Here is a 23,602-nt window from a genome sequence, read left to right as displayed (position 1 = left end):
CCCGGACGCGCGTCGACGGGTGTGGTCAGGCGCCGGTGAAGGTCGGGGTGACCAGGCCGGTGCCGCTGATCTTGCGGGCGTGCGGCTGCCGCTGGAAGGTGAAGGCGTAGTAGCCGTACACGACCATGAGCACGCCCAGGGTCGCGGCCTTGGTCTGCTCGGCGCGGATGTACATCGGGGCGGACGGGTCCTCCCACAGGTGGCACTCGCGCCGGTCCACCAGGTAGACCTCGTCCTCGTTGGTGCCCGCGCCGAGGTTGGTGGCGATGTTGTTGTCCACGATCACCGGCGTGCCGTTGGGCAGGATGCCGCGCACTCCCCGGCCGTACACCTCGGCGTAGTTCGCGCCGAGGGTCTGGGGCACGACGCCCGGCTGAGTGATCAGCGGGTAGGAGCTGCCCATGGCGTTCTGCATCCAGTACCAGCGGCGCGAGTGCATGACCGCGAGGTTGTCGCCGCTCGCCTGGTCGAGCAGGGACGCCTCGACACCGGCCAGACCCTCGATCACCTTCGGGTACAGCTCGGCCGTAGTGGGGCTCGCGTCGGTGTAGGTGACTGCGGTGGCGACCGCGGACAGGCCCACGGTGGCCACGTTGATCATCGTGGTGTCGATGCGGGTGGCGTAGGCCCGGAACAGGTCATCCAGGATGACCTCCTCCACGCCGGCGCCCCGCTCCAGGGCCTGGCGGGAGACGGTCTGCTGGCCGGCGGCGGTGCGGACCGGGATGGACAGCGTGGTGTCGTCGATGTCGGTCTCGGCCACCGCGTCGTGCTGGTTGGCCTGGTTGTCGACGTTGGTGCCGGTGGTCACCCGCGCGAGCTCCACCGTCATGCCCTGGGCGGGCAGCGGGTGCTGCCGGCAGGCGTCGGCGAAGGGGCGCGCGGTGCGCGCCAGGGGGGCGTACAGGTCCACCAGGTATTGCGGGATGACCAGCCCGCCGAACGCGCCGGTGCCCACGGCCCGCTCCTCCCCACCGGTCAGCGCGGCGGCGCGCTCCACGCGCTCCTCCTGCATGTGCCGCGCGAGGCGGCCCTGGGCCTCATAGTCCCCGCGGACCGCGGCGATGACATCGCGCTGGAACCGCGCGCCGCGCGGGTCGGTGTCGGGCCGGTAGGTGCGCTCCTCGGCACCGACGCGCGCCACCTGGTCGTAGGCGGGGCGGCGGACGTCGGTCGGGGTGATGCGGGCCTGGAGGGCGGCGATCTCCTCCTCGCGGGCCTGCTCGGCGAGCAGCCCGTCGAGGGCCTCCTGGCGGCGGGTGACCTCCGCGTCGGCCGCGTCCCGGGCCGCGACGCGCTCGCTCACGGCGTCCTCGGTCAGGTTCGGGTCCTCACGGAGCGCCATCAGCGCGTCCTGCTCCCGCTGCCGCGCGGCCAGCGCCTCCTGCAGCGCCTGGCGCGCCTGATTGATCAGGTCGTCGAGCGTCATGCTCGTCGTCTCCCTTGTTCTCGATGGGATTCGGTGACGCCCCGGTCCAGGTCAGACGGCCATCCGAGGCACATGCGCCGGATGGGCTCGTGCGCGCAGAGCGCAGGGCAAGCAACCCGCCCGTGGCGGGTAGTCCAGTGGTGGGTCAGCGGGCCAGCGCGATCTCCAGCAGCGCCCGGGCCCGGCTGGAGGGCTCCGGCTGCCGCTGCTTGCGCAGGGCGGCGTCCGTCGCCGGGTTCGCCCCGTAGCCGACGATCGCGACGTCACCGCGGTGGATGTCGTACTTCGTGATCCGGTACTCGGTGTAGTCCGGCGACCATTGGCCCGACTCGATCCGGAACGCGAACGACATCTCATCGATGAGCCCCGCGCGAAGCTTCGGCGCGATGTACGCCACGTCGTAGTCGGCCGGGTCCAGCTGCGGAGCGTGCACCGACAGGCCGCGCTCGTCCTCGGTCAGGGTGAGCGTGCCGGTGATGGTGCGGGCTATCCGGCGCAGCTGGTCATGCCCCAGCACCAGCGGCACGTCCAGGTCCGCCCGCGCCAGGGACTCGGCGCCCGCGCCCGCCGACACGATCTCGGTGTACGGGCCGTAGTAGTCCCACATCTCGTACCCGTACTCGTAGGCGCTGGCGTAGCCGATGAACTCCAGCAGCCCGCCATCCCCGGTGGCCTCGCGCAGCTCCACCCGGGCGGGCACCCGGGCCGCGGCTCGGGCGGCGGGGTGCTCGGCGCAGCGCCGCTGCGAAGGGCGGTCGGCGCGCTGGCGGATGTGCTGGGCGCGAGCCTCGGCGGCCCGGCGCATCAGCTCGCTCATGGGGTCACTCCTGTCGCTGCTGCGGTGGACGGCTGGGTTCGGGGCACCCCGTACAGCCGGTCGAACTCGGCCAGCTGCTGGTCGGTGAACGGCGGCCGGTTGTCCAGCTCCCGCGCCTCCGACGGCGCCAGGATCCGCGCGTCCAGCTGCGTCTTGATGGTCTGCGCGCGGGTCTGCGGGTCCATCCGCAGCAGCGCGTCGGTGTTGAACTTCACGAACCTCGGCTGCGGCAGCAGCCGCCGCGACAGGGCGTTCTCCCGGCGGATGATCGTCGGCCCCAGGTTCATGATGAGGAACTGCAGGTTCCTCTGCGTGATGTTCGCGTAGGTGATGCTGCCGGTGGACACGGCCGCGTCGATCAGGTCACCTGGGCAGCCGAAGAACCGGGCGATGTCGCCGATGCCGAACCGCTTGGCCTCCAGCCAGTCCGCCCCGGCCGCCTCGGCCTGGATCATGGAGTACTCCCAGTCCGAGCCCGTGACGAACAGGTCCCGGCCCTCCACCGCCGCCTTGAACCGCTCCTTGGCCACCGACGCCTCGCCGGCCGTCAGCGTCTGCTTGACCGTGTTCTTCAAGTGGGCGCTGGGAATGGCGCCCGACCCGAACCAGTCCAGCGCGAAGTCCTGCACGCTCAGGTACTCGCCGATGCTCCAGGCCGCATACGCCACCGGCGACAGGCCCACCGGCAGCCCCGCCACGGTGAACTGGCGCTCGTGCCACACCTGGTGCGGCTCGTACTTCGTCCCGGCGATCCGGTAGGTCAGCACCCCGTCCCGGATCACCACCGTCACGTCCGCCAGCGGCACCAGGTCGATCCGCGCCGGCAGCCCCATCCCGTCCCGCTCGGTGATCAGACCGAAGACGTTGCCGCCGCGGTCCAGGTCCATCTGCGTGGCGTACAGCCACTCGCCCAGGTCCACGCGGTCGCCGTTCGTGGTGATCACCGTGGCGCCGGGCGCCACCAGCACCGGCGGCCTGGGCACCTCCACCTGCCGCCTGGCCACGCGCCGGAACACATCCACCGGCATCGTGGACACCAGGTCGGCGCGCAGCCGCAGGCACGCCCACACCGCGCTGTGCCGCAGCGCCGTCTCCTGTGTCACCGTCGGCGTACCCGACCGCTGCGGACGCGCCGGGATCAGCTGGTCGGCCAGCACCGTCAAGGCGGCGTGCCGCCGGGAGAACAGGCTCACCGGCCATCACCCGCCGGACGCGCCGGCCGGGCCGCCCACCACGACCCGGCCAGCACCACCCCACCCGCCAGCGCCAGGCCAGCCCAGCCCACCAGCGGGAACACCGCAGCCGCCGCACCGGCCGCCACCAGACCCAGGCCCACCGCGTCGAGCAGGGTCGTCACCAGTTCGCGCACCCGACCCCCTCAGTAGATCGATTCGGCAACGTCGTAGTCGGCGGCCGGGCCGGCGAACTTCACCTGTCCCCACGCCGCCAGCGTCACCGCCACCAGCGGGGAGATGTCGGCGGTGGACGTGGTCCGCGCCCACTTCCACGCCCCGTCCCCCAGGTCCTTGCGGGCCGCCCGCCGCACCGCGTCGTCCAGCTCCTCCTGCCCGGGATGCCGCAGCCGCGGCGCCCAGTCCTCGGGAGCGTCCGGTGGCCGGACCACCGCGTCGTACAGGGCGCCGCACGCTTGGGCGACCTCGTTCCCGGACGGGGTACGGACGGTGACCCCGGCGGCCTCGATGTCGGCGATCAGCGACCCGGCCGGGCCGTTGCGGTCGACCACCACCGCGCACGGCCCCCACGCGCCGGACCGCTCGGTCAGCCACGCCGGAACCCAGTCGGTGCCGCGCTCGTAGGCGGCGACCTCCACGTACAGCAGCCCGCCCAGCCGCCCGGCCACCCCGACGGCGGCATGCGACCGTTCGGGGTTGACGTCCACCGCGAACGCCACCGGCTTGAGCCCGGCCGGGTCGGGCGGGTCGGTCACCAGGACGCTCCATGCGCGTTCCCCGATGACCGCCCAGTCCGGTTGCAGGTCCGGCACCCGCTGGCACAGGCACTCGGTCCGATACACCGGGTCCGGGTCGGTCGCCAGCGCGGACGCCAGCGCCTCCTCGGTGATGGTGTAGCCCAGCGAGGGGTTCGCCATCGCCCAGTACCGCCGGTCGGCCAGCGCGCAGTCCACAGCATGGACACCCTCCGGGCGCCCACAGGTGCAGGCCACCTCGTCAGGCGCCGACCACTCGAAGAACCCCAGCGTCAGGTCCGCGGCGTCCGGGTTCCCGGCCGCCGCACGGCCCTTGGCCTGTAGGTCGTTGAGCACTACCGACCGATCGTCGCCGGCGTTCGAGAAGGCCCACACCTGGGCGTTCGGGCGGGCCATCGTGGTCTTGGTGACCGCACCCCAGGCGTCCCAGTGCTGGTGCTCGCGCAGCTCATCCAGGTTGACGTCATCGCCCGACAGGCCACGGCCGCCCCGGCGTGAGGCGGTCTCGATCTTCCATCGAGGGCCGCCGACCAGCGACAGGGCCTTCTTGCCGTTGGTCTTGTCGATGTGCTTGATCTCGGCCTTGAGCTCCGGGATCGACTCCACGATCTCGACGGCCTTGTTCCAGGACTCCTCGGCCTTGTCCAGCTGCTGCGCGGTCCCGATGACCAGCGGCACCTGCAAGACGTACATCTTCCACAGGTTCTTGATCTCTACCAGGGACGTCTTGCCGTTCTGCCTGGCCACCAGGATCAGCACCGTCCGGTACCGGAACCGGCCGTCCGGGCGCAGCTCCAGCGCGTGGATCAGCAGCCAGCGCTGCCACGGCAGCGGCTCGATCCCGAGCACGTCCCGGGCGAAGTCGACCGCAGAGAAGCCCAGCGACGTCGCCGGGGTGAGCGCGCACCCGCACCCGCACGGGCCCGGCCGCCCCTGCACCAGCGGGGGCGTCCAGACCCTAGGAGTCGTACTTCCCAGCACCCTTACCGGCGCCACGGCGAAGCTCTGCAAGACGACCCCCCACCGGCTTGTCCGCACCCATCGCCTTACGCGCCGCCGGCGTGCCGCCCAGGTCCCGCAGGACGCCCTGCAACTGCGGGCCCAGCCACCCGACCCGCTTGGTCACATCGACCTTCGCCTCCAGCGCCTTCAGGCGCTTGTACGCCCCCTCGTCGCCCGCCAGATCGCGGGTGAGCCGCTCCAGCTCGGCGGCCTGCTCGGTCGCCTGCTCGATCTCGTCGGCATACCGCAGAGCGAGCGCAATCAGCGCCGAATCCGACTCGGTCAGCCAGGTCATGGCCTCCAGAGCCCCCAAGACGGCCTGACACAGGTTGGGGGTCTCCCGATCGTTCGTCTGAGGCTCCACGGCCTTCAGCGTGCGCCTAGGGGGCACCCGTGTACCTCCTAGGGTGGGGGGTCGGTCGGGGGGAGAAATGTTGACGGCATGCGGGGTCTATAGGTCCGGTCCCCTTAAAACGGATCATGCCTTTGACCTGCGACGATGCGAGTACCGTTGATCGAGGTGGCTCGGGCCTCTGACCTGCGGTGGTGCCGACCAGGTCACCACCGGCCCGTGCGTGTGGTCCGGGCGTCCCGGTCGTGGGTCTGCGGTGACTGCCGGGCCAGCTGCTGGTCGATGAGGGTGTGCCAGTGCGGTGGCCGGTCGGCCGCACGGCGGTGCAGCTCGGCACGGCTGGCCTGCATCGGCACGAAGCGGGCGCCGGCCCGGTGGTACTCGGCTCGGCGTTGCCGGCTGGGGTCGCACTCGACGATCCACACGCGTGCGCCTCGGTGGTGCTGGCGGATGGCGGTGGTGATGGCCGCACGGCGCGCGGCCTGGGCGGTGCGGGTGATGGCGTCGGCGTGGCCGTGGGTGACGGGGGAGCCGAGGGCCTGGGCGATCAGGTCGAGGTCGATGACGATGTCGCCGTCCTGCGCGTGGGCCTGGACGTAGGTGGTCTTGCCGGAGCAGGGCGGGCCGACCACGACGGTGAGCACGCTCACCACCGGCCTGTGAGCTTGGCCGCCTTCGCCTTGCGTCGCCGCCGTGCCAGCTTGCGGGCGCCGGCGGCGGTGTTGCACGAGCGGTGGGCCAGGCCGCGGTAGGCGGTGCGGTCGTCGGTGTGGTCCAGGTCCAGCGCCTGGTCGGGGTGCATGGGGTGTCCGCAGTGGGGGCAGGGCTGGCCGGGCCTGGCCTTGAGTTTGGCGAGCAGGGCCTTGCGTAGCTGCTGGTGGTTGTAGCCGTAGCCGCGTGCGGTGGTGCTGCCTTCGCTGGGCATGTTCACCCCCGGACGCAACGAAGCCCGGGAGGTGAGTCCCGGGCCTACGTGTTCTAGCTGATCACAGCGTACTGATGGTGGTGACGCCGAGCAACTAACCCGCCTAACCCGCCTTGACGGGCCGCTTCAGCGCGAGGTCGAGCACGTCCCCGACCCGGTAGAGCGGCCGGCCTCGCTGGTCGCGTCCGTGGGGCACGAGCCGCCCCGCCTGCGCCCAGTAGCGGATGGTGGCGGCGGGTACCCGCACGCCGAGGTGGTCCAGCAGTCCGGCCATGGCTACGGAGTGGGCGAGCTGGTGTTCGACGGCGGCGCGCATCTGGTCGAGCTGGTCGGCGACCTCGGTGCGCTGGCCGCATTCACGGCAGGTGGCGCGGGCTCGGCCGGGGCGGGCGTACAGGGCCGTACTGCAGTCGGGGCAGCGTCCGGCGAAGGCGAGAGGTGCGGGCCGGTCCACGACGGTCCGCACGGCCCGCACGGCCGCCACGATCTCCCCGTGCGCCTCCTCGGCCGCCGCATGGCCTACGAGCCGCCTGTGGAGCGCCGAGAGCCATACGGCCATGCTCGTGAGGGTGTCGGCGGGCCGGGTGGTGAGCACCGCGAGGTCGGCGATCAGACGGCACGAGGGGTGCGAGCAGGACCGGCAGCGCGGCCCTTCGACGCGGGCGGTGTCCTCGTGGCCCTCCCAGATCGCCCGCACCCATCCGACGAGGGCGGACCGCAGCACTGAGGCGGCCTCGCCGGCGCGCGGGTCGTAGGGAAGCGGGATCTCGGTGGAGCGTCCGCCGGTGCCGGTGCTGGTCTGCCGGGCCAGGGTGACGTCCAGCTCGCGCGCGAGGGCGGGGACGGCGTCCAGGGCGCGGATCAGCTCACCCGCGCAGGCCGAGCAGATCTGCTCGGTGCCGCGCCGGGGCCGGTCGCACGTCTCGACGGGGCAGGGGATCAACGGGTCTCCTCGTCCAGCACGGCCATCAGGGCGTCGAGACGGGCGTCGGTCTTCTCGGTGGCCTCGACGTAGCAGCGGCAGGGCCGGGTGCTCCCGCAGCGGGGGCACGGCAGCGGCCGGGTGAGCGCCTCGCGGAGCCGGTCGCGCAGACTGGGCGCGTCCTGGGCGCCCTCCAGTATGAGCCTGAGCAGCGTGGGCCCGAGCGTCTCACCGCAGTAGCCCTCGTCGGCCAGCCACACGTCGGTGTCGGCGGTCATGGTGTAGTCGCCGCCCTTCCACCCCTGGTAGGTGGTGCCGACGGCGGAGCGGGCGGCGGCGAGCATGGCGCCGATGGTGATGTTGCGGGCGGGCTCGAACGCCAGGTCCTCGTAGTAGCCCCGGTAGGAGTGGGGGTTGGCGAAGCCGTTGGGGGCGACCTTGGTGGGGTCGGCGGCTTCGAGGGCGGCGATGAGTTCACCGAGGGTCATCGGGTCTTCCTTCCGATCGGTCCGATGGCATTGCGCAGGTCCCGGACCTGCTCGCCGCGGGCGAGCATCCCGGCGGTGTGGGCGAGGGTCCAGGGCCAGCCGCGGCGGGTGATGGCGTCGCTGATGGCGCCTTCCAGGTCCCGCTGGTCGATGTCGTGGCGGGTCTTGGCGGCGAGGGCGAGGAGTTCGGGAACGGCGGACATGGGGGTGGGGTCGTCGGTCATGGTTCGGCTCCCTGCCGTTCGCGCCGGTTGGCGCGGTGGCGGTGGGTGTTGCAGATCAGGCAGTTGCCCCATCCGGTGGGCGGGTTGGGGTCGATGGCCGCCCCGTGCGGGTGGCGGGGGCAGGCGGGTTCGGTGCTGGCCGGCGCCGGGTCGGGGGCCGGGCCGGGCTCGGTGGGGTCGGGGGTGTCCGGCGGTTCGGTGGTGGCCTGGACGGCGGCGACGATGTCGGCGAGGTCTCCGCGGTCGGCCATGCCGGCGAGGTACGGCACGAGGTGGGTGATCGGGTTGGGGGCGCGGCGTTCGGCTTCGGTGATGACCGCGTCGGCTTCGTCGTCGGTCAGTCCGTAGTTGCGGTGGAGCCAGCGTCGGGCCTCGCGCGCACGCGCGCGCGGACTGATCCTTTCCTCTCCTTTCCCTTCCTTTCCCTTCCCCACCGGAGGGTTCCGGGAGGGTTCCGGGAGGATTCCGGGAGTCGTTTTGGTTGTCTGTGTCCGGTTCTCCGGGGTCCTGTGGATAACTCTCTTCGGGGTTATCCACAGGGTTCGGCGGGGTCGGTTCCGGGTCTTCGGGGGCCGCCGGGGGCCGCTCGCCGGCCCGGGGCGGCGGCGGGATGCGGCTCGGGGTGGGCTTGCTGACCTTCTGGTGGACATGCCAGTTCGTGACCGCCAGGTACCGCTTGCCGTCGATCTCGTAGCGCACAATGCGCCCGCGGGCGGCGAGCAGGGTCAGGTCCTCCTCGATGTCCTTCAGCGACACCGCATCCAAAGGCCAGAGGGCGGCCTTGATGAGCTTCACGTTGTCCTTGGTGCGGCCCTGGTCGTCGCAGTGCGTCCAGAGGCCGATCCATGTCAGGCGTGCGCGCAGTGGCAGCTCTGACACGTCCTCGGAGGTGAAGAAGCCCGGCTTGATCGACCGGATGCGGGCCAAGGTTGCTCCATTCGAGCCGTTGCGGTTGGTTGTCGGTGGGGTCTGCTAGCGGCGCTTGGTGCGGCGGCGTTTGCGCCGGGGCCGGGGGCGGCCCTTGCGCTTGGGTGTGGGCAGGGGTGCGCCCCGGGCGGCGGGTTCCGCCCGGGGCACGTCACAGGGTCCGGTCACGGCTGGACGCGGACCTGGTGGAGGGGCACGCCGTCGCGTACCTGGTCGAGCAGTTCGGACAGGCGGCGCATCGCCTTGTCGTCTCGGCGGGACAGGGCGGTGCGGGCGTGGCGGGGCAGGGTGGCCCAGCAGCCGCGGCACAGGTACTGCCGGGCCTGTTTGCGGTGTCCGCAGTTCGGCACGGGGCAGGTGAGGGCGGCCCGGTCGGTGGGCGTCTCCTGTTCGTGCTTGCGTCGGGCGGCGGCCACCACTTCGCCGAGCATGGCCCGGTCGGTGGCGTCCATGTCGGCGGCGCCGCGGACGCGGACGGGGGTTCCGTCGATGTCCACGATGCGGCAGGTGTCGTCCTGGCCGGCCGTCATGCCTCGTCCTCGTCGGGGGTGGCGCCGGGCTCGGGGAGGAGCTCCCGGACCCGGTTCCAGGCGTCCCGGGCCTCACCGAACGCGCCGGCCAGCTCGATCCACCGCTCGCGGAGTTCCTCGTCTCCCGCGGGCATGTCGTCGGCGGCGATGCCGTACTCGAGGGCGGCCCAGATGCCGCCTTCGTGGTCGATCTTGTCGGCGAGTTCGGCGCGGTTGTCCAGCGGCCAGCCCATCAGGCGTCCTCGAGGGCCAGCTGCCCGCGGTCGAGGAGGGCGTCCAGGCCGTCGCGGATCTGCCGCATCTCGGCCAGCAGCTCGGCGACGGTGAAGTCCTTCGCGGCGCCGGTCGTGCGCCGGACCCGGCCGGCCCAGTGGGCGACGCCCGCGCGGAGCTTGGCGGCCTCGATGTCGGCCAGGACACCGGCGGCGTGCTTGAGGGTGTCCTCCGACAGTTCGATGCTGCCGTCCTCCTCCAGCGTCCCGAACGCGGTGCGCTGGAGGTACAGGACGCGCATGGCCTCCCGCAGGGCGTTCTCCTGCTCGCGGGTGGGGATCTCCATGCCGGTGATGCGGAGCTTGACCCAGGCGTCCTTGTCGGCGTCTTCGGCGACCTGGTTGCGTTCGATGGCCTCGAACTCCAGGACGGCGACGATGCGGGCGCCGAGCCGTCCGTACAGGGGCAGGACGTGGGGCTCCAGCGCATCGGTGGCGCTGCGTCCCAGCTTGCTGTCCAGCTTGATCGCAGTCACTTGGTGGTGTCTCCCTTGGTGTTGGTGACGGCGCCCATGACGGTGCGCTCGTCGAGGCGGATCGCGGTCTCCCAGCACTGGCCGCACGCGGTGTCGCCGATGCGGCGGCGCATGGTGTGGTCGCGGGCGTCGCACAGCCGCCGGGCCGTGCGCGCCAGCGGGTGCCGGTCGGTGAGGTGGTCGGGCTCCCACGCGTAGGTGGCCGTCGACCCCTTCTTGCGGCGCGTCTTCTTGCGGGTCTTGCGGACGGCGTTGATCGCCGTGGTGACCGCCAGTTCGCCGGTGCGGACCTTCTCCCGCGCGTCCTCGTCCAGGTCCAGGAGGGTGAGGTAGTAGCCGACCCACGACTGGGACATGCCGGTCTTCTGGGCGATCTGGTGCTGGGTGTAGCCGCGGTTGATCAGGGCGCCGAGGGCCTCGGCCCGTTCCATGGCGTTGAGTTCCTGCCGCTGGCAGTTCTCGACCAGCATCAGCTCCAGGGCGCCGGAGTCGGTGACGCCGTGGCGGATGATGACGGGGACGGCGTCCAGGCCGGCCAGGAGGGCGGCGGCGTAGCGGCGGTGTCCGGCCAGCAGCCGGTACATGCCGGGCTGGTCGGGGCTGGGCTGGGCGATGAGGGGCTGGAGGATGCCCTGCTGCCGGATGCTGCGGGACAGGTCGCCGAGGTCGCCGAGGTCCTCGCGGACGTTGGAGGGGTGGGGTTCGATCTTCTCGATGCGCAGGACGGTGATCTTCTGCGCGAGGACGTGCGCGGTGGCGTCGCCGCGCGCCGGTGTGGCGGTCATGGCGTCTCGATTCGGGCGGTGGGCCAGGCGACCTTGGCCAGCGCCTGGCGGTGGGTCTGGGGGACGGGCGCCGGCGGGTGCCCGAGGTGGTCGAGGCCCATGGCGCACAGCACGTAGGCGTCGGCCTCGTCGTCGCTGGCGAACACCCGCCCGTACCGGTTGGCCGCGGTGGAGGCGACGGCGGTTTTGGAGGCGTCCTTACCGCCGCCTTTGCCGGTGGCGTACTTCTTCAGCAGCGCCGGCGGTACGACCGCGAGCGGGATGCGCTGGGTGAGGAAGTGGGAGACGACCAGCCACCACAGCCCGCCGCGGTCCCAGGTTCCGGCGCCCTTCGATCCGTAGGACGGGCCTTCGAGGACGACGAGGTCGGGCTGGTGGCCCATGTGGATGGGTCGCCAGATCTCCTCGAGGATGCGGCTGAGCCGGTGGTGCTGGTCGGTGATGGTGTCGCCCTGTTTGGTGGTGGTGATCGCGCGGATGGCGATGGTGCCGCGGTCGTCGGCGTAGGCGAGGCCGGTGCTGGTGAGGCTGAGGTCCAGTCCCAGCACCCGGGGGCCCGGGCTGAGCGAGGCCTTCCCCTGCCTCTGCTCAGCCCGGGCGGTTGGGGTGGCCGGGCCCGTCGCGGGGGTCGCGGGCCCGGCCGGGGCGTCCGCAGGGAGGAGTGCGGACGCCCGGTCCTTGGTGTCGAACAGCGGTTCCATCACCCAGTCACCTCGTTGTCGATGCCGACCATCACGGTCACCCGGCGGATGACGGTGATCTCGTCGACCCGCCAGCAGCCGAGCCGGGCCATGCGGCGGGCCAGCTCCAGCGCGGCCTCGGGGCTCTCGAAGCAGAACGGCGCGCCGCGTCCGGAGCGGTGGTGCACGACCCGCCAGCAGGTGGATTCGTGCAGCTGGCAGGGGCGGTAGCGCTGGGAGATGAGCAGGCCGGGGACGGTGGTGGGGTGTCCGGCGTGCTGGCCGATGGTGCCGTCGGTGAGCGGGATCTTGTAGGCGATCGGTCTCACTGGTCACCGTCCCGGTGGCGGGTGAGGTGGCGCAGGGTCCGGCCGGTTTCCGCCCAGGCGATGGCGGCGGCGGCCAGGCCCATGAGGACGGCGGCGGCGATCAGCTGCATCACGCACCGCCCTTCGCGACGCCGAGAGCGGCCTCGACCTGGCAGCCGGGGCAGCCGACCGCGCACTCCTCGCCCTCTGGGGCGATGTCGTGGTGTTGGGCGGCCACGTCGAGGGCGGCCTGCCGTTGTGCGGCGAGCCGGTCTCGGTCGGTCTTGAGGTTGCCGTGCAGCCGCTTCCATTCGGCGGCGGCGGCCTGCTTCCCGCGGTGTGCGGCCGCCAGCTCCTGGATCCGCTGGACGTAGCGGTCCGCCTGCGCGCGGAGGGCGTTCCGCTCGGCCTCGCATCGCAAGGCGCGGTCGATCTGCTCGCCGAGCGTCCTCTCGGCGGCGAGCGCGACGTTGCGGGCGCGGTCCCGCTCGGCCTCCAGGTCGGCGATGCGGGACGCCTGGACGCAGCGGTGTGCGTCGACCTCTCGGTAGGCGGCCAGCAACAAGGGCACGTCCGCGCGGGCGGCGGCGATGAACTCGGCGTCCGCCTTTATCGCGGCCAACTCGGTCTCGTCCTGGGCAGCCCAGGCCAGATCGGCGACCGCACCCTCGGCCGCCTCGACGAACAGGCCGCCCACGGTGTCCACGCTCCAGGGCCCGGGGGTGGCGGCGGCGGTGAGGGCCTCGATCTCGGCAGCCCGCTCCGGGGCGAGGGGGCTGCCCGCGTCGGCCAGCACCGCCAGCACGGCGCGGGTGCTCCAGCTCGGCACCGTCTCGCGTATCTCCTCCCCATCCCGTACCTCGACGGCGCGGGGGAGGATGGCACCGGGGTCGGAGATGGCCCGCCGGACGCGGTCGGGCAGGGGCCGGATGGTCTGGTCAGCCACGGCCGTCCTCCTCGGAGTCGGGATTCGGCGCGCTGGGCTTCGGCGGGATGTAGGTCCGGCCGCGCCGGTAGTGCGGGATCGGGTCCTTGATGAACCGGCCGTTGTCGTCGACGGCGTTGACCCGGTAGCTGGGCCAGTCCAGGTGCTCGTACATCTCGTCCAGCTCGCGCAGCAGCGCGACGAACTGCGCCTGCCAGGTGTCGGGAGCGGACTGGAGGACCGCCCGGGGCAGCACCAGGTAGTTGGCGTAGGTCAGCTCGAACCACTGGTGAATGTGGTCCTGGGTGGGCCGGGTGGCCCCGGGGCCGGTGAGGGCCCCGGGGGTCCGGTCGGCGGGACGGTCAGCCATCGGCCTGCCCGTCCAGCCGCTCGATCGCGAACGACCCGCCGTTGTTGAACCCGCAGAAGATCTGACCCCGGCCGCTCTCCAGGTCGACGGACACCTCGACGTCGCTCGACAGCAGGAAGGGCTTCACGTCCTCCCAGATCCGCACGGCGAGGTGATCGGTGGACATCACCCGCGCGGTCAGCGGCGGCGGGGGCTCGCTGCCGTTCCGGCCGCCCCGGCGGCCCACCCGCTCGTAGGTGATCCGGTAGGTGCGCTGCTCGGCGCCGGGCGCTTCGGCCATCTCCTCCGGGGTGGGGGACAGGGCCTCGTCGGCGGGGTCGCGGACCGGGTTGGGCTCCCAGTTGACGCGGTTCCAGTCGCGGCCCAGCTCGTCCAGCATGGCGCGGTCCTGCTCGTCCAGCTCAGCCATGGGTCTGCTCCTCCTGGGTCACGCCGCCACCCGGCGGCCGGTGTGCGGGGGCCACAGCCGCACCGTCACCGCCGCCCACCCCCAGCGGGCCCGGGACACCCTCACCGGGAAAGGGCCGCTCCCGGCGCGGCTCCTGGGGCGGCTCGGGACGGGTCTGCGTGGTGGCGTGGCCGGCGACGGGCTCACCCAGCGGCTCGGACGCGCCGTCCTCGGACCACCGGGCCGTCTCCGGGGACAGTGGCGACGGGACCGGGACCTGCTCACCCCCCGCGCGGAGGGCGGCGGCCAAGGCGTCGCCCACCGGGGCCGGGGGCGGGGCGGTCTCCTCCTGGTGCTGGCCGGCCAGGTCCCGCAGCCGGGCGGCGACCCGGGCCAGGTCGGCGCACCGCTTCTCGGCGGCCGTGCGGGCGGTGATCCGCCGGTCCACGTCCGCCAGCTGCTCCAGCAGCTCGGCGCGGGCGGTCTCCAGGTCGGGCAGCGGGGCGGGGGCGGCGTCCATGACGGCGCGGGCGGACGCGGTGTACCGGTCGGCGTGCGCGAGCAGGTCAGCGGCGATGTCGATCACGACGCCACCTCGGCCTTCTCCTTGTCGGCGTCGTAGATCGACGTCCGCACCTCCACCGGCACGCCGTCCACCTCACCGGCCGCCGTCAGCAGCGTGCGCCCGTCCTGCTCCTCCTCGGCCACCTCGCAGCCCAGGTGCTCGGCCCACGCGGCCAGGTCGGCGCGGGACTGGGCGGCCTCCCACGACTGGGCGGCCAGCCAGGCGCGGACCCGGCCGTCGCGGATCTCCCACTCGTAGATGTCGGGCAGGCCGGCGCCGGCCAGGTCGGCGATCACGCGGGCGGCGGCGGCCTGCTCCTCGCCGCGGGTCAGCTGGACGGTGACCGCGTGGTCGGTGTGCACCAGCCACACGGACGCCTTGCCGCGCGGGTCGGTGACGTCGAGGCGGACGAACTCGCCGTACTCGATCGGGTGGCGGTTCATCGTCCACTCGCCGGGCTGCCGGGCCTCGGTGGCCATCGGGTCGGGGCAGACGGTGATGATCCGGCCGACGGCCAGCGCCGCTGGGGAGATCGATCTCGTACCCTGGGTCATGTCGTTGTGCTCCTTCATCGGTTGGTGGGGGACTGGGCCCGGGCGGTCGCACCCGCCCGGGCCTTCTTCATGCGGTCGATGAGCCGCCGCCAGCGGGGGCGGCGGGTGATGCCGGCGCGGATCCGCTCCAGCCCGTCCCGGCCGGGCTCGACCCGGGCGGCGTGGGCGTGCAGCACGGCGCGCAGCCGGTCCTCGGGGGTCACTGGCCGCCCTCCTGCCGGCGGATCTCCTCCAGCAGCGCCGTCAACCGGTCGGCCGGGTCGTCGTCGGCGGCGACCATCTCCAGCGCGTCGATCAGCGTCGACGCCTGCTTCTTGGTCAACTCCGTGGACGACGCGATCGGGCGACCGACGATCGTCGAGGACGCACGCAGCTTGTCGGCCCGCTCCGTCCAGCCGACGCGCTGGAACAGGATCCCGATCTTCGCCAGCTGGGGCTTCGTCACCGGCTCGCCGTTGTCCTGGTCGTCTCCGACCGGCGGCGCGGCGGGCGGCGGGGGCTCCTCGCCCGGCAGCGGCGGCAAGGACGCCTGGGGGCGGGACGCGGCCCGCTGAACCGTCGCCGCGCCCTCTCCCGGCTTCGGTGTCGACGCCTGCCGCCGGGGCCGCTGCCCGGCCCGCTGAACAGCGCGCGGCGCGCCGTCATCGGCCAGCCGGGACTCGTCGTCCTCATCCGCCGCCACGCCGACGACCGCGGCCAGGCAGTAGCGGCGGGCGTAGGTGATCCGCCCGCCGATCATCTGGATGCCGCCCTCACCGCTGATGGGGAACTCCCCGGTCAGCGCCTCCCCGGACTCGTGGAGCAGGGTGTAACGGACGGCCATCTTCCCGTCCGCCCCAAGGCCCGGCATGGCCGCGAACGACAAGCCGTGCTTGGCCAGCAGCGGCAGCACCACCTCCGACAGGCGGGCCAAGGTGACGTAGCTGTAGGAGTAGGTGCCGCCGTTCTTCTGGGTCACCTCGACCGTGCGGTCGCGCTCCAGCTTCGGCAGCTCGGCCTGGACCTTGGCCAGCGCAGCGGCCAACGACGGCGTGGGCGTGGACGTCATCGCTCGTCCGCCTCTCCGGCCTTGGCCAGTACGTACCGGGAGGCGGTCGGCGGTTCGATCGCCTCACCGATCAGGTCCCGCGCCCCCCGGTCGAAGACGCCCACCTGCTGCACGTACAGGAAGGCGCGGTGCTGCTCGGGGCCCGCGGTGACCGGGATCAGGGAGTAGCCGTCGGGCCGGATCCACAGCGCACCGGTCCAGGTGACGTCCGGCATCGGGATCGCGGTGTCCGGATCCTTCGGGTCGGGCTGCATGAACTCGGCGAACCGGTAGCCGGCCAGCTGAAGAGCGGTCTCACCGAAGATCCCCGACCGGTTCGTCTTCGCGTCGATCAGCACGTCGCAGACGAACCCGTCCTCATCGCGCGGCAGGTGCTCGTACTCCGGCATGTCGGGCAGGAGGATGTCGCCGAAGATGTCGAGCGTGCCCACGTACCGGTGCGACGCCGAGTAGACGACGGCCTCGACGTAGCGGGCGCGAAGCTGGAACTCGTCCAGGAAACGCACGTAGGACTCGACGTAGGGGCGCAGCAGATCGGGGACGACGACGGACTCTCCCGCGATCAGCCGCTCACCCATCTTGTGGACCTGGGTGCCGCGGTTGGCGGCCTCGTCCTTGGCCTCGTACCGGCCGCCCTGGAGCTTCTTCAGCCGGGCGGACGGCGGCAGTTCGGCGAGCTCGTCCCAGTGGTCGACGGCGTATTCGGCGGTGGCGTTCGCCGACCAGTTGATGAGGGCCTTCTTGGGCAGGCCGTCGCCGAGGATGGTGGTGACGCCGGGGATTCGGTCGCCGGTCTCGGTGTCGATGTACCAGTGGTTGCGGCCGTTGTCGCGGCGGATGATCTTCACCGGGTCACCTGCCGGGCGGTCCAGGTGCTGATGTCCACCAGCGTCATCCGGGCCCCACACCAGTGCTTCGGCTTGCGGCCGGCCTTCAGCGTCAGCCACTGCCGCCACGTCGCCGACCGGTTGAGCTTGCGGCAGCGGTGGCAGCGCAGCCGCCGGTCGGCCGGCAGCGGCACGTCGGACTTCACGACGCCGGCCAGGTGGCCGATCTCGCGGCGGGCGGTCGACAGCGCCGTCACCGGACCTCACCGCCGTCCTGCTCCTCGCGGTGGACCAGCGTCAGCGATCCGTGGGCCAGCACGAAGTCGGGGCTGAACCGCTCGCCGCCGAGGTTGACCAAGACCATGGCGCCGTCGCTGTACATGGCGAAGTACGGCTGCCGCTCGGTCCGCCACAGGTCGCCCGGCTGGGGCGGCCACTCGGCGGGGGCGACCCGTTCGACGGTGACGGCCTCCAGGTTGCTCAGCTCGACGGTGGCAGTCGTGCCGTTGGGCAGGACGACGTGGATGCCGTTCTTGCTGACCTCGTCGATCCGGCCGCCGGTGATGGTGATGTTGACGATCTCGCCGGGCAGGAAGCGGGTCACCGGACCTCACCGCCCGTCAGCGCCTCGCGGTGGCAGCCGGCGCACCGCGCTACGAGCTCACCGCTCGCCTGGTCGTACTCCGGCCGCGCATCGGTCGGCGTCCCGCACCCGCCGCAAGGGGAGTACCCGGCCATCACCGCCGCGCGGGCCAGCGTCTCGGCCAGCCACCCGGCGTCACCGGACAGCGCCCGCCCCCACGCCGCCAGCGTGCTGTCCGCGTCCGGGAACGCGATGGACGCGGCGAGCATCCCGGCCTCGCCGGGCGACATGGGCATGAGCGTCTCGTCGGTGCCGACGATCGACACCAGCGTCACCTCGGGCTGGCCGACCGGCGGACGACCCGGGACCGTGTACCAAGCCAGCTCGACCCAAACTCCGCCGGGATCGCCGGTCTTCTCCCGCACGTCCACGGTGCGGCGGTGGGCGCCGGGGGTGTGCTGGCCGGGGCACCAGTCGGGGCAGTCGCCCACGGCGGTCATGGCCAGGGTGGGGCCGTCGTCCTCGCTGTCGAGGGGGGCGAGGATCTCGGCGTCGGCCGCGCGGCGCAGCATGCGGCCGATCGGCGGGGCGATCAGCAGCGCCACCGCCGTCCAGACGGCCAGCAAGATCAGGATGGTGGTCAAGGGAGGGTGCTCCTACTCTGGTCAGGTGCGGGTGCTCCGCACCGCCCCGGCCTGCTCGCGACAGGTCGGGGCTCATTCGTCAGGGGGAGTCGGACATCCAGGCGTCGAGGTCGGCCCAGCGGTAGCGGACGACGCCGCCGCGCTTGCTCCAGGTCGGCCCCCGGCCCTGGCTGCGCCAGTTGGCGAGGGTCTGCCGGGCCACGCCGAGGTGCTGTGCGGCCTGGTCGGTGGTGGCCCAGCCGGGCCGGGACCGGGTGGGGGTCTGCGTGCGGGCGGCCATCACTTCTTGCCGTCCTTCTTCTTCTTGGCCAGGGACTTGGCCATCTCGTCCTTGATCTTTTTGAGGCCCTCGGCCTCGGCTGCCAGCTCTCGGGCGATTGCCTCGCGGTGCTCGCGGTCGTCGCCCTTGCGGCGCGGGCTCACGAGGCACTCCTGGCGCGGTAGTGGGCGTTCTCCCACTCGATGACGTCGGTGAGCTTGTAGCGGACCCGGCGGCCGATCTTCAGGTACTGAGGGCCGGTGCGGCGCCTGTTCATCTGGTAGACCGCGCCGACCGAGATGCCCAGGCGGGCGGCGAGGTCGTCCGGGGTGAGGTGACGGGCCTCGTCTGCCGTTGGCTGCCCCGATGTTGCGGTGGGCTCTTCCATGTCGGTCAGATTAGGTCAACTAGTGTCAGCTTGCAAGGGATAAGCAGGTCTCATCAGACGTAAGTTTGTGTCATTGGACCCTCGGTGAGGGGTGATCAGTCTTCGCTTGCCCCGGAAGCTGCCTTTATCTGACGTGAGATGACTGGACCTGACAGACTCGGCCCGCGAAGATGGGGCCATGGCTTCCCCGGGGCAGGAGACGCCGCGTCAACGGCTGGCGCGGCTCATGGACGAGCGCCGCGCCGAACTCGATCTCACATGGGATGACGTCGCTAAACGCGCGCCCCTGAGCAAGCAGGGGCTGCACACCATCCGGTTCGAGGATCGGCCGATGCGGCAGCTCACCAAGGCGCGCATCGAGCGGGCACTGGAGTGGGCGCCGGGCTCCGTCGATCGCATCCTGGCCGGCGGCGATCCGGAGCCCCTAAAGGTGGGCCGCATCCATTACGGAGGGCTGAACGTCCCGGCCCCGCCCGAGGAGACCGTGTTCGAGCGGCTGGACCGGCTGGTGGACGAGTGGCGCCAGGTGCGGCGCGAGGACAGTAAGCAGGACCAGAAACGAGCCGAGGTCCTGGAGGAGCTGCTGAACTCCTGGCGAGGGCGGGACGCGGGTTGACCTGCAAGTTAACTGCCGCGAGCGGCGCGGCGCGGCACCGATTCACGAGTTTCGGTCACGTTGCGTACCGCGTTCGAGTTGCTACCTATAGCAGTGAGAATCCCTAGAAGGTTGTTCTAGTAAGTGGCAACTGACCTGCGGAAATAACATACGGCGAGACGATCGTCTCACACTGTGAAACCCGGGGGGCGGTCGGCCCTTCCGTTCCATTAGGGCCTGTGTCAATAATCGTCGTCCCTTCGGATGAGCGGCGCATCACGGAGGGTGACGGTGGAGACGGTTGCTCGGAGCGGTCCACGTGGCCACATCACTCCCCTCCAGGCAGAAAGGACTCAGCGAGGAGCACCCCCCCCCCGGAATTCCAAAGTGAAAGGGGCCCTCGGTTGACCTGTGAGCACGAGACGATGACGACGGATGCCACCATCACAGGCAGTCACCATCATGAGTCCACGTCGCCCTACCCGCTGGCCAGGCTGTACGTCGTGCGGCGCGCCTGCTATGCCGCCTCCCTCGTCGTCGCGGGGGGCGGCATGATCGCCGTCGCCGCGGTGGCGGGGACGAGCCACTGGCCGGTCTATAACACGGCCCTGGCCGTCATCATCCTGGGCGGCATGGCCGGCGCCCTCGCCGTCGCCGCCTACATTGCGCAGCTGGTGATGGAGCACATCTCCATCACCTCATCCCGCGCCCTAATGGAGGTGGACGGGTCCGACCGGCACCTGGAGCAGCGCTTGGAGCGGCGCCTGGAGCGCGTCGAGCGGCACGAAGAGAGCATCGCCGCCGCCCTCGCCGAGCGGTACGAAGACGACCTCTCGCGCCGCCGCACCGGAAACTGAGACCCCGGCCGTCCGTGGGCGTCCCCGCTCACCCACGGACGGCCGGCTCACCCCCCGAAGGAGCACCCCACCGTGGCCGTCTATGACCGATGGCACCTGTCCCACCCACCCGAGGGCGCCGAACCCTGCAAGTGCGGGCGGGGCCGCAACAAGCTCTACCCCAGCGCCGACCACGGCACGGCCCGGCGCTGGCAGGTCCGCTGGCGCGACGAGTCCGGCCGCCAGCGCAAGAAGAACTTCACCGAGAAGGTCGGCGACGACCCCGAACGGCACGCCGCCGCGTGCGATGCGAAGGTCAACGCCGAGCTCGACGCCGACAGCTGGATCGACCCGGAGCTGGGGAAGATCACCCTGGAGGCCTACGCCAAGCAGTGGCGCGGCGGACTGGCCTCCGACCCCGCCAGCCTGGAGACCGTCGACAAGCACCTGGCGCACATCTACGACGTTGAGCGGACCGACAGGACCAAGCGCGCCCCGGGCTCGTCCCCGATCGGGCACCGGGAGATGCGCGCCCTGGCCAAGTCCCCCAGCGCGATCCAGCAGTGGGTCAAGAGCCTGGAGGCCAAGGGACTGGCGCCCGGCTACGTCAAGGCGATCACCACCACCCTGTCGACCATCTTCGCCGCGGCGATCGAGGACGGCCGGATCTCCCGCAACCCGGTGCGATCCAAGTCGGTGCGGCTGCCCACGGTGCCTGACCGCAAGGTCCGCCCGTGGACGCTGGAGATGGTCCAGGCCGCGCGAGCCGAGGTCGACCGGCGGCACTCCTCTGGAGCGATGGTGGACCTGGCCGCCGCCGCCGGCCTGCGCGAGAGCGAGGTGTTCGCGTTCGCCGAGGAGGACATCGTGTTCCTGGGCGCCGACCGGAAGATCCTCGTGCGGCGGCAGATCAAGCGGATCAAGGACGCCGAGGGTCGATACCAGCTGGTGTTCGCGTTGCCGAAGCGCGGCAAGGAGCGTGAGGTGCCGCTGTCGGACACGCTGTCGCTGCGGCTGTCCGAGCAGATGGCCAAGCGGCCGCCGGTGCCGGTGACGCTGCCGTGGGGCCGGCCGGACGGCAAGCCGCGAACCTTCCGGCTGCTGTTTGTCAAGGCCGACGGACTGCCGTGGTATCGGCAGGCGTTCGAGCACACATGGACCGCGGCCCGCGCGGCGGCCGGGGCGCCGCCCCCGCCGGACGAGAACGGCCGGTTCCACGGGTTGCGGCACACGTTCGCCAGCATCCAGCTGGCCGGCGGCGCCGACATCCTGAAGCTCGCGGCGTGGCTCGGCCACACCGATCCCGGCTTCACCCTGCGGACCTACGCCCACCTGATGCCCGACGTGCGGGACGTCGGCCGGCGGGCGGTCGACGACTTCTTCGGTGCCGCCGACCGCCCGAGTGCCCTGGATGTGCCCTCGAAGAGCGGTTCGTGATCTTCTGTTGGGTTGCGGCCCAGGTCAGGCGGTGCCGTTGAGCTTGGCGATGCGGTTCTCGTACATGCGCAGCACCTCGGCGCGGGCGGCGTGCCTGCGCTCGTACTCGCGCAGCAGCTTGACCTGGTCGGCGGTCAGCCCGCGCAGCCGGGCCCGCAACTGCGGCAGCGTGGCGGTGTCGTAGTCGGGCACCGGCAGGTCGGCGGCCTTCGTCTCGGCCTTGCCGGCCGGCCTGGCCTCCGGCTCGGGCTTGGGCTCCGGCTCGGCTGTGGGCTTCGCTTCGACCTTCGGCTCCGGCTCGGCCTTGGGCTCCGGCTTCCGCTCCGGCTCCGCCTTCGTCTCGGCCGTGGCCGCGGGCTCCGGCACCGGCCGGGCCTGGGCGGCGGGCTTGGGGCTGGGAGCCGGGGCAGGCTTGGGAGCGGCCTTGGCGGTGGGTTCCGGAGCGGGCTTGGCGACGGGTTCCGGAGCGGCCTTGGCGGCAGGCTTCGGGGCGGGCTTGGGAGCGGGCCTGGCGGTGGGCTTGCCGACCGAGATCTCCGACGAAGCGGGCCGGGGCCTGGGCGGGGTGGCGACCGGGGGCTCGGCGGCCTCCTCGCCGCCGCGCACCAGGTCGGCCACGCGGCCCGCCACCTTGACCGCCGCATGCTGGGCGTCGTCACGGAGTCGGTTCAGTACGGGGCCCACCCCGTTCTCGCGCATCTCCTTGTAGTCCCTGGTCACCCGGTCGCTCAGCAGCAATGCCCGGCCAACGCCGAACATCGCCAGCCGGACCGCGTGCAGCGGGAGGTCACGGACCTGCTCGCCCACGGTGTCCTGGACTTGCTGCTTGAGGCGGCGTGGCGACTTGGTCATCGTCCTCGTCTCCCTGCTGTACCGGAAGGTCGGTCTCGACGGGCCCGGACCGGTCGGCTGTGCGGACCGATACACCACGGCCGTCATGTATCACTGTGCCGTACGGGTGCGAGCGCGGTCACCTTGGGTCAACCTGTTTCCATCGAATCGGAACATGGCCTAGGTCACATCGTGTCATCCGGCCGGCTTCACCTGAGTTTCGTCTCCCCTGCCGGTACCCGCCGGAGCCGTGGCGACACGGGGCGAGCCGTCCCGCTCGTACAATTGGGACATGACCTCCACCACTGACCGTCGTGTCCTGCTGGCCAAACCCCGCGGCTACTGCGCGGGCGTCGATCGCGCCGTGCAGGCGGTGGAGATCGCCCTGGAGAAGTACGGATCGCCGATCTACGTCCGCAAGCAGATCGTGCACAACGTGCACGTGGTCAAGACGCTGGAGGAGCGCGGGGCCGTCTTCGTCGACGAGACCGAGGAGGTCCCCGAGGGCGCCATCGTGGTGTTCTCCGCGCACGGCGTGGCGCCGGTGGTGCACGAGGAGGCGCGCGGCCGTAGCCTGCGCACCATCGACGCGACCTGCCCACTGGTCACCAAGGTGCACAAGGAGGCGGTGCGGTTCGCCGCCGACGACTACGACATCCTGCTGATCGGCCATGAGGGGCACGAGGAGGTCATCGGCACCTCCGGTGAGGCGCCCGACCACATCCACCTGGTCGACGGCCCCGGCGACGTCGCGGGCGTGCAGGTCCGCGACCCCGACAAGGTGGCCTGGCTGTCGCAGACCACGCTGTCGGTGGACGAGACCATGGCCACCGTGGCGGCGCTGCGCGAGCGCTTCCCCAACCTGATCGACCCCCCGTCCGACGACATCTGCTACGCCACCCAGAACCGGCAGACCGCCGTCAAGCAGATCGCCGCGCAGGCCGAGCTGGTCATCGTGGTGGGCTCGACCAACTCCTCCAACTCGGTGCGGCTGGTCGAGGTGGCCAAGGAGTACGGAGCGGACGCGGCCCACCTGGTGGACTACGCCGACCAGATCGACCCCGCCTGGCTGGAGGGCGTCACCACGGTCGGGCTGACCAGCGGAGCCTCGGTGCCGGAGGTGCTGGTCCGCGGTGTCCTGCAGTGGCTGGCCGAGCGCGGCTACGACCGGGTCGAAGAGGTCGAGTCCGTTCCCGAGAGCATGCGCTTCGCCCTGCCGCACGAGCTGCGCAAGGACCTGCGCGCCCCGGCCTGACCCGTCCGTGAC

At 71.9% G+C, this 23,602-nt stretch carries 37 protein-coding genes; 4 read left to right on the top strand and 33 right to left on the bottom strand.

The features are described from left to right. Positions 1 to 25: 25 nt before the first annotated feature. From C4U03_RS14405 to C4U03_RS14250, 32 genes are all read right to left on the bottom strand, one after another. The gene (locus C4U03_RS14405; protein ID WP_103938249.1) at positions 26 to 1,429 is read right to left on the bottom strand and encodes a phage major capsid protein; all 1,404 of its coding nucleotides are present in this window, start codon (positions 1,427 to 1,429) and stop codon (positions 26 to 28) included. Between the two features lie 145 nt (positions 1,430 to 1,574). Next, positions 1,575 to 2,246 carry an HK97 family phage prohead protease gene (locus C4U03_RS14400; protein WP_103938248.1) on the bottom strand — a complete coding sequence of 224 codons (672 nt, stop codon included), beginning with the start codon at positions 2,244 to 2,246 and terminating at the stop codon, positions 1,575 to 1,577. Then, positions 2,243 to 3,439 (bottom strand): phage portal protein, encoded by a 1,197-nt coding sequence (locus C4U03_RS14395; RefSeq protein ID WP_103938247.1) that lies wholly within the window; start codon positions 3,437 to 3,439, stop codon positions 2,243 to 2,245. The genes C4U03_RS14400 and C4U03_RS14395 overlap by 4 nt, the downstream gene beginning before the upstream one ends. Further along, positions 3,436 to 3,615, bottom strand: a complete 180-nt coding sequence (locus C4U03_RS14390) for a hypothetical protein (protein WP_103938246.1) — start codon at positions 3,613 to 3,615, stop codon at positions 3,436 to 3,438. Before C4U03_RS14390 ends, C4U03_RS14395 begins: the two co-directional genes overlap by 4 nt. Before the next feature lie 9 nt (positions 3,616 to 3,624). Continuing rightward, positions 3,625 to 5,133: a hypothetical protein gene (locus C4U03_RS14385; protein WP_103938245.1), complete on the bottom strand. Its 1,509-nt coding sequence runs from the start codon at positions 5,131 to 5,133 to the stop codon at positions 3,625 to 3,627. A 19-nt stretch (positions 5,134 to 5,152) separates the two neighbouring features. Beyond that, a complete protein-coding gene (locus C4U03_RS14380) occupies positions 5,153 to 5,560 on the bottom strand; it encodes a terminase small subunit (protein ID WP_235017857.1) in 408 nt (135 codons plus the stop codon). A 194-nt stretch (positions 5,561 to 5,754) separates the two neighbouring features. Then, complete coding sequence (locus tag C4U03_RS14375) at positions 5,755 to 6,198, bottom strand: AAA family ATPase (RefSeq protein ID WP_146087378.1); 444 nt, start codon at positions 6,196 to 6,198, stop codon at positions 5,755 to 5,757. Then, entirely contained in the window at positions 6,195 to 6,473 is a 279-nt protein-coding gene (locus tag C4U03_RS14370; protein WP_103938521.1) for an endonuclease domain-containing protein, read from the bottom strand. Before C4U03_RS14370 ends, C4U03_RS14375 begins: the two co-directional genes overlap by 4 nt. A gap of 103 nt (positions 6,474 to 6,576) precedes the next feature. After that, positions 6,577 to 7,416, bottom strand: coding sequence for a hypothetical protein (locus tag C4U03_RS14365; RefSeq protein ID WP_103938243.1), 840 nt, complete (start codon positions 7,414 to 7,416; stop codon positions 6,577 to 6,579). Further along, positions 7,413 to 7,883 (bottom strand): hypothetical protein, encoded by a 471-nt coding sequence (locus C4U03_RS14360; protein WP_103938242.1) that lies wholly within the window; start codon positions 7,881 to 7,883, stop codon positions 7,413 to 7,415. Before C4U03_RS14360 ends, C4U03_RS14365 begins: the two co-directional genes overlap by 4 nt. Beyond that, positions 7,880 to 8,107 carry a hypothetical protein gene (locus C4U03_RS14355; protein WP_103938241.1) on the bottom strand — a complete coding sequence of 76 codons (228 nt, stop codon included), beginning with the start codon at positions 8,105 to 8,107 and terminating at the stop codon, positions 7,880 to 7,882. Before C4U03_RS14355 ends, C4U03_RS14360 begins: the two co-directional genes overlap by 4 nt. After that, the gene (locus C4U03_RS14350) at positions 8,104 to 8,541 is read right to left on the bottom strand and encodes a hypothetical protein (RefSeq protein ID WP_103938240.1); all 438 of its coding nucleotides are present in this window, start codon (positions 8,539 to 8,541) and stop codon (positions 8,104 to 8,106) included. The genes C4U03_RS14355 and C4U03_RS14350 overlap by 4 nt, the downstream gene beginning before the upstream one ends. A gap of 657 nt (positions 8,542 to 9,198) precedes the next feature. After that, complete coding sequence (locus tag C4U03_RS41125; RefSeq protein ID WP_200827233.1) at positions 9,199 to 9,564, bottom strand: hypothetical protein; 366 nt, start codon at positions 9,562 to 9,564, stop codon at positions 9,199 to 9,201. Then, positions 9,561 to 9,797 carry a hypothetical protein gene (locus tag C4U03_RS14335; RefSeq protein ID WP_103938238.1) on the bottom strand — a complete coding sequence of 79 codons (237 nt, stop codon included), beginning with the start codon at positions 9,795 to 9,797 and terminating at the stop codon, positions 9,561 to 9,563. The genes C4U03_RS41125 and C4U03_RS14335 overlap by 4 nt, the downstream gene beginning before the upstream one ends. Further along, positions 9,797 to 10,312 carry a hypothetical protein gene (locus C4U03_RS14330; protein ID WP_103938237.1) on the bottom strand — a complete coding sequence of 172 codons (516 nt, stop codon included), beginning with the start codon at positions 10,310 to 10,312 and terminating at the stop codon, positions 9,797 to 9,799. The genes C4U03_RS14335 and C4U03_RS14330 overlap by 1 nt, the downstream gene beginning before the upstream one ends. After that, positions 10,309 to 11,097, bottom strand: coding sequence for a ParB/RepB/Spo0J family partition protein (locus C4U03_RS14325; RefSeq protein WP_103938236.1), 789 nt, complete (start codon positions 11,095 to 11,097; stop codon positions 10,309 to 10,311). Before C4U03_RS14325 ends, C4U03_RS14330 begins: the two co-directional genes overlap by 4 nt. After that, positions 11,094 to 11,801: a RuvC family protein gene (locus tag C4U03_RS14320; RefSeq protein ID WP_235017856.1), complete on the bottom strand. Its 708-nt coding sequence runs from the start codon at positions 11,799 to 11,801 to the stop codon at positions 11,094 to 11,096. The genes C4U03_RS14325 and C4U03_RS14320 overlap by 4 nt, the downstream gene beginning before the upstream one ends. Beyond that, positions 11,798 to 12,106 (bottom strand): hypothetical protein, encoded by a 309-nt coding sequence (locus tag C4U03_RS14315; RefSeq protein WP_103938234.1) that lies wholly within the window; start codon positions 12,104 to 12,106, stop codon positions 11,798 to 11,800. Before C4U03_RS14315 ends, C4U03_RS14320 begins: the two co-directional genes overlap by 4 nt. A gap of 109 nt (positions 12,107 to 12,215) precedes the next feature. Further along, on the bottom strand, positions 12,216 to 13,031 hold the full coding sequence (locus C4U03_RS14310) for a hypothetical protein (RefSeq protein ID WP_103938233.1): 816 nt from the start codon (positions 13,029 to 13,031) through the stop codon (positions 12,216 to 12,218). Beyond that, a complete protein-coding gene (locus C4U03_RS14305) occupies positions 13,024 to 13,380 on the bottom strand; it encodes a hypothetical protein (protein WP_103938232.1) in 357 nt (118 codons plus the stop codon). Before C4U03_RS14305 ends, C4U03_RS14310 begins: the two co-directional genes overlap by 8 nt. Then, entirely contained in the window at positions 13,373 to 13,789 is a 417-nt protein-coding gene (locus tag C4U03_RS14300; protein ID WP_103938231.1) for a hypothetical protein, read from the bottom strand. The genes C4U03_RS14305 and C4U03_RS14300 overlap by 8 nt, the downstream gene beginning before the upstream one ends. Continuing rightward, the gene (locus C4U03_RS40410; RefSeq protein WP_160146984.1) at positions 13,782 to 14,354 is read right to left on the bottom strand and encodes a hypothetical protein; all 573 of its coding nucleotides are present in this window, start codon (positions 14,352 to 14,354) and stop codon (positions 13,782 to 13,784) included. Before C4U03_RS40410 ends, C4U03_RS14300 begins: the two co-directional genes overlap by 8 nt. Next, positions 14,351 to 14,887 carry a hypothetical protein gene (locus C4U03_RS14290; protein ID WP_103938229.1) on the bottom strand — a complete coding sequence of 179 codons (537 nt, stop codon included), beginning with the start codon at positions 14,885 to 14,887 and terminating at the stop codon, positions 14,351 to 14,353. The genes C4U03_RS40410 and C4U03_RS14290 overlap by 4 nt, the downstream gene beginning before the upstream one ends. A gap of 14 nt (positions 14,888 to 14,901) precedes the next feature. After that, positions 14,902 to 15,090, bottom strand: coding sequence for a hypothetical protein (locus C4U03_RS14285; protein WP_103938228.1), 189 nt, complete (start codon positions 15,088 to 15,090; stop codon positions 14,902 to 14,904). Continuing rightward, positions 15,087 to 15,935, bottom strand: coding sequence for an ERF family protein (locus C4U03_RS14280; RefSeq protein ID WP_103938227.1), 849 nt, complete (start codon positions 15,933 to 15,935; stop codon positions 15,087 to 15,089). The genes C4U03_RS14285 and C4U03_RS14280 overlap by 4 nt, the downstream gene beginning before the upstream one ends. Further along, positions 15,932 to 16,783 carry a hypothetical protein gene (locus C4U03_RS14275; RefSeq protein WP_200827232.1) on the bottom strand — a complete coding sequence of 284 codons (852 nt, stop codon included), beginning with the start codon at positions 16,781 to 16,783 and terminating at the stop codon, positions 15,932 to 15,934. Before C4U03_RS14275 ends, C4U03_RS14280 begins: the two co-directional genes overlap by 4 nt. After that, positions 16,780 to 17,019, bottom strand: coding sequence for a hypothetical protein (locus tag C4U03_RS14270; protein ID WP_103938226.1), 240 nt, complete (start codon positions 17,017 to 17,019; stop codon positions 16,780 to 16,782). The genes C4U03_RS14275 and C4U03_RS14270 overlap by 4 nt, the downstream gene beginning before the upstream one ends. Then, positions 17,016 to 17,366, bottom strand: a complete 351-nt coding sequence (locus C4U03_RS14265) for a hypothetical protein (RefSeq protein ID WP_103938225.1) — start codon at positions 17,364 to 17,366, stop codon at positions 17,016 to 17,018. The genes C4U03_RS14270 and C4U03_RS14265 overlap by 4 nt, the downstream gene beginning before the upstream one ends. Further along, a complete protein-coding gene (locus tag C4U03_RS14260; protein WP_103938224.1) occupies positions 17,363 to 17,989 on the bottom strand; it encodes a hypothetical protein in 627 nt (208 codons plus the stop codon). Before C4U03_RS14260 ends, C4U03_RS14265 begins: the two co-directional genes overlap by 4 nt. Before the next feature lie 79 nt (positions 17,990 to 18,068). After that, positions 18,069 to 18,269 (bottom strand): helix-turn-helix domain-containing protein, encoded by a 201-nt coding sequence (locus C4U03_RS14255; RefSeq protein ID WP_103938223.1) that lies wholly within the window; start codon positions 18,267 to 18,269, stop codon positions 18,069 to 18,071. After that, the gene (locus C4U03_RS40405) at positions 18,269 to 18,412 is read right to left on the bottom strand and encodes a hypothetical protein (RefSeq protein WP_160146983.1); all 144 of its coding nucleotides are present in this window, start codon (positions 18,410 to 18,412) and stop codon (positions 18,269 to 18,271) included. Before C4U03_RS40405 ends, C4U03_RS14255 begins: the two co-directional genes overlap by 1 nt. Further along, positions 18,409 to 18,636 carry a helix-turn-helix transcriptional regulator gene (locus C4U03_RS14250; protein ID WP_103938222.1) on the bottom strand — a complete coding sequence of 76 codons (228 nt, stop codon included), beginning with the start codon at positions 18,634 to 18,636 and terminating at the stop codon, positions 18,409 to 18,411. The genes C4U03_RS40405 and C4U03_RS14250 overlap by 4 nt, the downstream gene beginning before the upstream one ends. 178 nt (positions 18,637 to 18,814) lie before the next feature. On the opposite strand from C4U03_RS14250, the gene C4U03_RS14245 reads away from it, so the two are divergent. The 3 genes from C4U03_RS14245 to C4U03_RS14235 all read left to right on the top strand — a co-directional run bounded on the left by C4U03_RS14245 (position 18,815) and on the right by C4U03_RS14235 (position 21,504). After that, positions 18,815 to 19,252, top strand: a complete 438-nt coding sequence (locus C4U03_RS14245) for a hypothetical protein (protein ID WP_146087377.1) — start codon at positions 18,815 to 18,817, stop codon at positions 19,250 to 19,252. A gap of 404 nt (positions 19,253 to 19,656) precedes the next feature. After that, positions 19,657 to 20,088: a hypothetical protein gene (locus C4U03_RS14240; protein ID WP_146087376.1), complete on the top strand. Its 432-nt coding sequence runs from the start codon at positions 19,657 to 19,659 to the stop codon at positions 20,086 to 20,088. Between the two features lie 72 nt (positions 20,089 to 20,160). Then, positions 20,161 to 21,504 carry a tyrosine-type recombinase/integrase gene (locus C4U03_RS14235; protein ID WP_103938219.1) on the top strand — a complete coding sequence of 448 codons (1,344 nt, stop codon included), beginning with the start codon at positions 20,161 to 20,163 and terminating at the stop codon, positions 21,502 to 21,504. Between the two features lie 24 nt (positions 21,505 to 21,528). On the opposite strand, the gene C4U03_RS14230 is transcribed toward C4U03_RS14235, so the two are convergent. Beyond that, entirely contained in the window at positions 21,529 to 22,356 is an 828-nt protein-coding gene (locus C4U03_RS14230; protein WP_103938218.1) for a hypothetical protein, read from the bottom strand. A gap of 271 nt (positions 22,357 to 22,627) precedes the next feature. Here C4U03_RS14230 and C4U03_RS14225 point away from each other — a divergent pair, with 271 nt between their 5' ends. Then, a complete protein-coding gene (locus C4U03_RS14225; RefSeq protein WP_103938217.1) occupies positions 22,628 to 23,590 on the top strand; it encodes a 4-hydroxy-3-methylbut-2-enyl diphosphate reductase in 963 nt (320 codons plus the stop codon). The last annotated feature ends 12 nt before the right edge of the window (positions 23,591 to 23,602 follow it).

This window comes from Thermomonospora echinospora (assembly GCF_900108175.1).
In the GTDB taxonomy this organism is placed as follows: Bacteria; Actinomycetota; Actinomycetes; order Streptosporangiales; family Streptosporangiaceae; genus Thermomonospora; species Thermomonospora echinospora.
This window is presented reverse-complemented; position numbering and strand designations above follow the sequence as displayed.